Below are 8,304 nucleotides of genomic sequence, written 5' to 3'. Positions count from 1 at the left end.
CGGCCAAGCCGTCATGCAGCCGGCGCTGGCCACGATGATCGTGCGGTGCTCCACCCCGTCCACCCGGACCCGTGCCTTCGCCCTCCAGTTCTTCATGCAGAACCTGGGTCTGGGCATCGGCGGTCTGATCGGCGGGCTCATCGTCGACGAGAGCCGTCCCGGCAGCTTCACCCTGCTCTTCAGCATCGAGGCCGTGATGTTCCTGGTGCTGGCCGGGGTCATCGCCACCGTGCGGATGCCTCAGGTGCCGGCCATCAGCACCGCCCTGGCCAAGAACGCCGCCCAGGCGGGCAGCGGCTGGAAGCGGCTGATGGAGCACAAGGCGATGGTGCAGTTCTGCGTGCTCGGGTTCGTTCTGTTCTTCGCCTGTTACGGACAGTTCGAGTCGGGTCTCGCCGCCTTCGGTACCGAGGCCGCCGGGATCTCCCCGTCCACCCTCGGTTTCGCGCTCGCCGCCAACACCGGTGCGATCGTGCTCGCCCAGTTCGTCGTGTTGCGGCTGGTGGAGAACCACCGCCGGTCCCGCGTGATCGCGCTCGTCGGTCTGCTGTGGACCGTGGCGTGGATCATCGCCGCGTTCTCCGGGCTGGGGCACGGCAGCGCGGTCATGGCCGCCGCCGCGTTCGTGACCACGTACGCCCTCTTCGGGATCGGCGAGGCCATGCTGTCGCCGACGCTGGCGCCGCTGGTGGCCGATCTGGCGCCGGAGGGGTCCGTGGGCCAGTACAACTCGGCCTTCGCACTGGTCAAGCAGCTGGCGCTGGCGCTCGGGCCGCTCGGCGTGCCGCTGGCCGCGGGTGTGCCGATGCTCTACATCGGGATCTTCGTCCTGGTCTCGCTCGGCATCGCCGGGCTGGCGCTGCGGCTCGGCAAGCAGCTGACGCCGGTGCAGGACAACCCGTCGCTGGCCGGAAGCACCGTCGTGGTGAAGCGGGTGCAGGACGCCGAGCGCGTGCCCGCGTAGAGGTAGAGGTGGAACGCAGAAGGCCCCGGTCCGTGGACCGGGGCCTTCTGCGTGTGCGGCTACGGGGTCTTGTCGGGGAGGGCGAACTCGCACCAGACGGCCTTGCCGCCGCCCGGGGTGCGGCGGGAGCCCCAGGCCGAGGCGATGGTGGCGACGATGGAGATGCCGCGGCCGGTCTCGTCGGCCGGTTCGGCGCGGCGGCGGCGCGGGAGGTGGTCGTCCCCGTCGGTGACTTCGATGATCAGCCGGCGGTCGGTGCGGCGCAGGCGCAGGCGCATGGGCGGGGTGCCGTGCTGGAGGGAGTTCGCGACGAGTTCGCTCGCGGCCAGGACTCCGAGGTCGCAGAGCTCCACCGGGAAGCGCCAGGAGGCGAGGACGCCCTGGGCGAAGGCGCGGGCGCGCGGGGCGGCCTCGATGCCGCCGAGGAGTTCGAGGGCGGCGTTGTGGAAGAGCTCGGCGTCGGCGCCGGTGCGGGCGGGCTGCTGGAGGACCATCACGGCGACGTCGTCGTCGTGGTCGGCGTCGACCCCGAGGGCGCGCATCAGGCGGTCGCAGATGACGGCCGGGCTGCCCTGGGCGCCGGAGAAGGCGCGTTCCAGAGCGGCGACGCCTTCGTCGATGTCCTCGCCGCGGCGCTCGACCAGGCCGTCTGTATAGAGGACGGCGGTGGAGCCGGGGCCCAGCGCGATCGTGCCCGAGGTGTGCAGCCAGCCACCGGTGCCGAGCGGCGGGCCGGTGGGGTCGGCGGCGCGGCGGACGGTGCCGTCCTCGTCGCGGACGAGGATCGGGAGGTGTCCGGCGGAGGCGTACGCGAGCAGGCCCTCGTTGGGGTCGTGGACGGCGTAGACGCAGGTGGCGATCTGGCTGGCGTCGATCTCGGCGGCCAGTCCGTCGAGGAGCTGCAGGACCTCGTGCGGCGGCAGGTCGAGGCGGGCGTACGCGCGGACCGCGGTGCGGAGCTGGCCCATGACGGCGGCGGCGCGGACGCCGCGGCCCATGACGTCGCCGATGACGAGCGCCGTGCGGCCGGCGCCGAGGGTGATGACGTCGTACCAGTCGCCGCCGACGGCGGCTTCGGTGCCGCCGGGCTGGTAGGTGGCGGCGACGCGCAGGTCGTCGGGCTGTTCGAGCTCCTGGGGGAGCAGGGAGCGCTGGAGGGTGACGGCGGCCTCGCGCTGGCGGCGCTCGCTGGCGCGCAGCCGTTCGACGGCCTCGGCGTGGTCGGTGACGTCGGCGAGGTGGATCAGGACGCCGGTGCCGGTGTGGGCTTCCGCTTCGCCGTCGGAGCCGGTGTGGGTGTGGGTGCGCGCGTGGGACCCGTCGGCGTCGGCCTTGGTCTTGGGGAACTCGATCGGGGTGCAGGTGACCGTGTACGAGCTGGTGCCGCCGGGTGCGGTGCGGTTCTTGGCCGTACGGGGCTTGCCGCTGCGCTGGACCTGGTCGAGGAGCGGGAGCAGTCCGAGCTCGCCCAGCTCGGGGAGGGCCAGGTGCGCCGGGGAGCCGGGGGCGCGGGCGCCGAAGCCGGCGGTGTAGGCGTCGTTGACGTAGGCGACGCGGTGCTCGGGGCCGTGCACGAGGGCGACGAGGGCCGGGAGGCGGTCGAGGACGTCGCGTACGGAGAGCTCGTCGAGGGAGGGTGCGGGCGTCGCCGTACCGTCGGCGGCGGCCGGCGCGCAGCCGGTGCCGGGGACGGAACCGGTGCCGCGGACCGTGGGGTCGGCGGGGCAGCCGTCCTGGCCTGTCGCGGAATGGCCGGCGGCGCCGCGGGCGGCCGGGACCGAGCCCTCGCCCCGTTTGGCCTGGGCGGCGGCGTGTTCGGACCGGGCGGCGGCGCGACGCTGCGTTCCGGGGAACCGGGCGCTCCAGCGCGTGAAGTTCACTGCGTTCAAGCCTCGTGGTGTCGCTCGTGGTCGCTGTGTCACTCGGTGGCGATCGGGTGGCACTCGGATGTCACGCTGATGTCACTCTGTGCAGGTGTGAGCCCACCTATGGTCACACGTCCAGTGTGACCGACGGGACTGACAGCATCAGCCTTCGCTCTTCTTCGGAGGGTCCTTGGGGCCTCCGCCCGCCGCGAGTTCGAATTCTGCTCTGGGGTGTTCGAGGGATCCCAGCGAGACGATCTCACGCTTGAAGAGGCCGGAGAGCGTCCACTCGGCGAGCACGCGCGTCTTGCGGTTCAGGGTCGGGACGCGGCTCAGGTGGTAGGCGCGGTGCATGAGCCAGGCCGGGTAGCCCTTGAGCTTGCGGCCGTAGATGTGGGCGACGCCCTTGTGGAGTCCGAGGGAGGCCACGGATCCCGCGTACTTGTGGGCGTACTCGGTGAGGAGTCCGCCGCGCAGGGACGAGACGAGGTTGTCGGCGAGGACCTTGGCCTGGCGGACGGCGTGCTGCGCGTTGGGGGCGCAGGCGACGCCCTTCTCCGGGGCGGTGATGTCGGGGACGGATGCGGCGTCCCCGGCGGCCCAGGCGTGCTCGACGCCTTCGACCGTGAGGAAGGAGGTGCAGGCGAGGCGGCCGCGGTCGGTCTTGGGCAGGTCGCTGGCGGCGAGGATCGGGTGCGGTTTGACGCCGGCGGTCCACACGACGGTGCGGGTGGGGAAGCGGGCGCCGTCGCTGAGGACGGCGATCCGGTTCTCGCAGGATTCGAGCCGGGTCTCCAGGCGCAGGTCGATGCCGCGGCGGCGCAGTTCGCGGATCGTGTAGGTGCCCATCTCCGGGCCGACCTCGGGGAGGATCCGGTCGCTGGCCTCGACCAGCACCCACTTCATGTCCTCGGGCTTGACGTTGTGGTAGTAGCGGGCGGCGTAGCGGGCCATGTCCTCCAGCTCGCCGAGGGCCTCGACGCCCGCGTAGCCGCCGCCGACGAAGACGAAGGTGAGGGCGGCGTCGCGCAGGGCGGGATCGCGGGTGGAGGAGGCGATGTCCATCTGCTCGATGACGTGATTACGCAGGCCGATGGCCTCTTCCACGGTCTTGAATCCGATGGCGTATTCGGCGAGTCCCGGAATGGGGAGCGTGCGGGAGACGGAGCCGGGGGCGAGGACCAGTTCGTCGTACTCGATCTCCACGGGGCCTTCGCCTTCCTCGTCGGTGGCGAGGGTGGTGACGGTCGCGGTCCGGGCGGCGTGGTCGATGTGCCGGGCTTCGCCGATGACGATGCGGCATTTCGGCAGGACGCGGCGGAGCGGGACCACGACGTGGCGCGGGGAAATGGAGCCGGCGGCCGCTTCGGGGAGGAAGGGCTGGTACGTCATGTACGGCTCGGGAGTGACCACCGTGACCTCGGCCTCGTCGGCTCTCAGCTTTCGCTGGAGCCGGAGCGCCGTGTACATGCCTACGTAGCCGCCGCCGACGATGAGGATCCGCGTACGGGGCGGGGGACCGGGGGCCGTGCCCCGGGAGTTAGCAGCCTTCACCGTCCCATGACGCAACGTGGCTGGGAGTTTGTCCACAGGCCCGACAAATTGTGTGACCGGAGGGGACGGCGGGGCGAGGTTGTCGGGGGGTGCGGATGGAGGGGAAGGTGCGCAGGTCAGACGGTACGGAATGAGTGATTCTGGGGGCTTCGAACGGAAAATTGGGGGTGAATGCTCCGATCGGGCGGTGGTCCGTCCGGGGCTGCCTCTTCTGAATTGACTCTGGCTCAACTATGTTCGTAACTCGTCGAGGAGTAGGACCAGGGCCCTCATGACCGTGGCCCCCCTCGACATGAAGGCGGGGAGTGTCTCCGGGGGGAGACAAATGATTACCGGGGGATACATATGCACATTTCCGATTTCCATGCTTCTGCCACCGCTCTGTCGTCGGCCGCTTCCGCGACCGACGGTCATGGGCGGCTGATGGCCGGCGGTCCCACCACGCACGGCGTGGGCCGCTCCACGCCGTTGCGCGTCGACGCACAGCGCAATCTCGAACACGTACTTCGCGCGGCGCGCGAGGTCTTCGGCGAGCTCGGGTACGGGGCTCCGATGGAGGACGTCGCACGACGCGCACGGGTGGGCGTCGGCACCGTGTACCGGCGGTTCCCCAGCAAGGACGTCCTGGTCCGGCGGATAGCCGAGGAGGAGACCTCGCGACTGACCGAGCAGGCCCGCACGGCTCTCGGCCAGGAGGAGGAGCCGTGGCAGGCGCTGTCGCGCTTCCTGCGCACCTCCGTCGCCTCGGGCGCCGGGCGGCTGCTGCCTCCGCAGGTGCTGCGGGTCGACGGGCCCGGTGAGGACGGGGCCGAGGGGACGGACGGCGAGGCCGCGCGGGTTCCGCACCAGCGTCAGGTCGTCGCGGCCGGCGGTGCGCCCGATCTGCGGGTCGTCGGCGCCGCTCGGACCGGCCTGGACGACGAGCCCTCGGAGGACGCGGGCGCGGGCGAGCTGCTGGAGGTCGTCGGCCGCCTCGTCGACCGGGCCCGGGAGGCCGGTGCGCTGCGCGCCGATGTCACGGTGGCCGATGTGCTGCTGGTGATAGCGACGGCCGCGCCCGCGCTGCCCGACGCGGCGCAGCAGGCGGCGGCTTCCGCCCGGCTGCTCGACATCCTGCTCGAAGGGCTGCGGTCCCGGACGGTGTAGGGCCGGGGCGCGCAGGCCGGGTTGGTGGGCGGCGCAGGTCGGCTCGGGTCGGAGGTCGGCTCGGGTCGGCGCAGGTCGGAGGGTTCGCTCCGGTGGTGGGCGTCAACCGGCTCCTTCCCGGGGGCTCTCGCTCGAACGGGTGAGGGTCCGTACGGCGATTCGTCGGGGCTTGCCCGGACGGGTGGAAGGTGTGGAGACCGGTTCGGCGCATAGCCGCCGTGTGACACGCTGGATCGGTGTACCGGTTGAGTGTGTCGTGCGAGGGCTTCCGCGATGAGCGTTGACGGGCGGGAAGAGCCACACGGTGGCGTCGGCGGCGAGGTCGAGGCGGGCAGCCTGCCCGCGCGGCAGGTCCCGGCGCAGCGCGAACCGGGCGGCCGGCACGCCGCCGGAGCGAGCGGGGAACTCCCGCCTTCCGACGGGGACTTGATTGCCCGGATGCGCGGCGGTGACGACGGGGCCTACGAGGAACTGTTCCGCCGCCACTCCGATGCCGTGCGCCGCTATGCCCGTACCTGCTGTCGCGACGGGCACACCGCCGACGATCTGACGGCCGAGGTGTTCGCGCGGACGCTCCAGGCCGTACGGGGCGGGGCGGGTCCGGACCAGTCGGTGCGCGCCTACCTGCTGACCACCGTGCGCCGGGTCGCCGCCGCCTGGGCGAAGACGGCCAAGCGGGAGCATCTGGTCGAGGACTTCGCGCTGTTCGCGGAGCAGGCCTCCGGGTCCGGCGACGGTGCGGGCGGGCTGCCCGTACGAGCCGGGGACGACACCCTCGAACTCGGTGCCGATGTGCGCGCCATGCACGAGGCCGAGCAGACCCTCGCGATGCAGGCCTTCCGGAGCCTGCCCGAGCGGTGGCAGGCGGTGCTCTGGCACACCACCGTCGAGGAGGCGTCGCCGAGCGCGATCGCCCCGCTCTTCGGGCTGAGCGCGAACGCCACCGCGGTACTGGCCAGCCGGGCCCGCGAGGGCCTCAAGCAGGCGTACCTCCAGGCCCATGTGAGCACCGCGCTGAGTTCCGGCGGGGACTGCGCCCGGTACGCCGACCGGCTGGGGGCCTATGCCCGCGGGGGCTTGCGGATGCGGGCCGAGCGGGGGCTGCGCAAGCACCTCGAAGAGTGTGCCCGGTGCCGGCTGGCCGCCGGGGAGCTCAAGGACGTCAATGCGGGCATTCCCGCGCTGCTGCCGGTCGCCGTCATCGGGTGGTTCGCCGCCGGGTACGCCGCCAAGGCGGCCGGAGTGGTGGCCGGCGGGGCCGTCGCCGCGGGTGGTGCCGGGGCCGCTGCCGCAGCCGCGGGCGGGTCTACGGCTGGTGCCGGAGCCGCCGGAGCCGGGGCCGCGGGCGGGGCCGCCGGTGGAGGTGGGGCCGGTGGGGTCGGCGGAGCCGTGGCTTCGGAGGGGCTGGGGTTGCCGGCCAAGGCGGCCATCGCCGCCGGGGTCGTGGTGGCCGCGGCCGCCGGGGTGGTGTTCGCGCTGGCCGGTGACGACGCCGCTCCCACGGTCCGTGCGAACCCGGCGCCGGGCGTGGCCGTGCCGGTGCCGCGGAGTCCGGCCCCCGCCGCGCCGGAGCCCGGCCCGTCGCGGGCGCAGCCGCCGGCGGCACGAGCATCCGTACCGCCCCCGAAGAAGCAGACGCCCGCGCCGCCGGTGTCCGTGGCGCCGGCCGCGCCCACGCCCTCGCGGAGCCCGGAGCGGTCCTCGCCCGCTCCGAGTCCCAGCCGGGCCCCGAGTCCGAAGCCGAGTCCCACGCCGAGTCCCGTACCGCCCCCCAAGCCGAAGCCGCCGGCGCCGAAGCCTCCGCAGGGGTTCCGGCTGTCCTCGCTGGGCCAGTCCGCGTACGGGAACCACGACGGCCCCGAGATCGAGACCTGGCGCAGCAGCTGGGTGTGGCAGCGCTGGGCGCCGGTGATCGGCGGGCAGTACTTCACGCACGGGATCACGGTCAACTCCCGTTCCTCCGTGGAGATCACCCTCAACCGCAGCTGCGTCAGCTTCTCCGCGCGGGCCGGTGTGGACGGCATGTCGGTGTTCACGAACGGCACGGTCCGCTTCTCCGTGTACGCGGACGGGCAGCGGCTGTGGCAGTCCCGGGCCCTGGGCTACGAGGACTCGGCGGCGAACGTGTCCGTCTCGCTCTCCGGGCACAAGACGCTGCGCCTGGTCGTGGAGCGCGCCGGGGGCGGCCGCCTGCCGACGCTGGCCAGCTGGGCCGACTCCGTCATCAGCTGCCGCTGAGGGTGGGTGGTGGTGGCCGGGGGTGCCACGCGCTCCGGTTCTCCCGCCGCGTGCGTAGGCCTCGCGGTTCCGCGCGGGGCGGCGTGCGTCCGTGCCGATGTGCCTTCCGCGAGCGAGTGGGTTGCCCGGCGCGGCCGGACAGGGGCGGCCGCGAGGCGCGTACGGACTCGGCGGACGCCCGGCGGTGAGCTGCGGGAGCAGCGCGGGATCGCCCGCCTCGGTACGGGCGAGCTCGTACGCGGTGCGCGGGGCATGTCTGCCGGGTGCGGGGCCACCGGCGCCAAGGGCGACGGGCTCGCCGATGTGGCAGGCCCGCGTCAGGGCGATACCGGTGGGCACCTGGCGGGTCGGGGAGGTTCGGGGGCGTGGCCTTGGCCGACTGCCTTTGGGCGGCCAAAGGACTGGCGGGTCGGGGATGCTCGGTAGGGATCTTGGTGGCGCTGCTGGTGCCCTGCGCGGCGGCATGGGTGCGCCTCTGCTCCCGGCGGGCGAGGGCGGGCGTGCGGGCCGCTGCGACAGCGCGCCGAGGGGACGGCG

5 protein-coding genes (1 of these 5 cut by a window edge) are annotated in these 8,304 nt (G+C 73.3%); 3 read left to right on the top strand and 2 right to left on the bottom strand.

All coding sequences use genetic code 11. The features are described 5' to 3' along the window. Positions 1 to 964, top strand: partial view of an MFS transporter gene (locus tag OHA37_RS20265; protein ID WP_266907209.1) — the 3' portion only. 323 nt of this gene lie to the left of the window's left edge; 964 of the gene's 1,287 nt are visible here — the last part of the coding sequence; its start codon lies off the left edge, out of view; its stop codon occupies positions 962 to 964. 59 nt (positions 965 to 1,023) lie between these two features. On the opposite strand, the gene OHA37_RS20260 is transcribed toward OHA37_RS20265, so the two are convergent. Together OHA37_RS20260 and OHA37_RS20255 are read right to left on the bottom strand one after the other, a co-directional pair. Beyond that, a complete protein-coding gene (locus OHA37_RS20260) occupies positions 1,024 to 2,844 on the bottom strand; it encodes an ATP-binding SpoIIE family protein phosphatase (protein ID WP_266912934.1) in 1,821 nt (606 codons plus the stop codon). A gap of 147 nt (positions 2,845 to 2,991) precedes the next feature. Continuing rightward, positions 2,992 to 4,383, bottom strand: a complete 1,392-nt coding sequence (locus OHA37_RS20255; RefSeq protein WP_266907207.1) for an NAD(P)/FAD-dependent oxidoreductase — start codon at positions 4,381 to 4,383, stop codon at positions 2,992 to 2,994. 345 nt (positions 4,384 to 4,728) lie between these two features. On the opposite strand from OHA37_RS20255, the gene OHA37_RS20250 reads away from it, so the two are divergent. After that, positions 4,729 to 5,529: a TetR/AcrR family transcriptional regulator gene (locus OHA37_RS20250; RefSeq protein ID WP_266907205.1), complete on the top strand. Its 801-nt coding sequence runs from the start codon at positions 4,729 to 4,731 to the stop codon at positions 5,527 to 5,529. Positions 5,530 to 5,802: 273 nt separating this feature from the next. Beyond that, positions 5,803 to 7,767 carry a sigma-70 family RNA polymerase sigma factor gene (locus OHA37_RS20245; RefSeq protein ID WP_266907203.1) on the top strand — a complete coding sequence of 655 codons (1,965 nt, stop codon included), beginning with the start codon at positions 5,803 to 5,805 and terminating at the stop codon, positions 7,765 to 7,767. Positions 7,768 to 8,304 lie beyond the last annotated feature (537 nt).

It is taken from the genome of Streptomyces sp. NBC_00335, from assembly GCF_036127095.1.
Lineage (GTDB): Bacteria > Actinomycetota > Actinomycetes > Streptomycetales > Streptomycetaceae > Streptomyces.
The sequence above is the reverse complement of the archived record's forward strand: the minus strand, read 5'-3'. Positions and strand labels throughout refer to the sequence as shown.

What these genes read in the sequence shown, in the direction of transcription:
- OHA37_RS20245 (WP_266907203.1), top strand. Translation starts at nt 5,803, where the DNA reads ATGAGCGTTGACGGGCGGGAAGAGCCACACGGTGGCGTCGGCGGCGAG.
- OHA37_RS20250 (WP_266907205.1), top strand. Translation starts at nt 4,729, where the DNA reads ATGCACATTTCCGATTTCCATGCTTCTGCCACCGCTCTGTCGTCGGCC.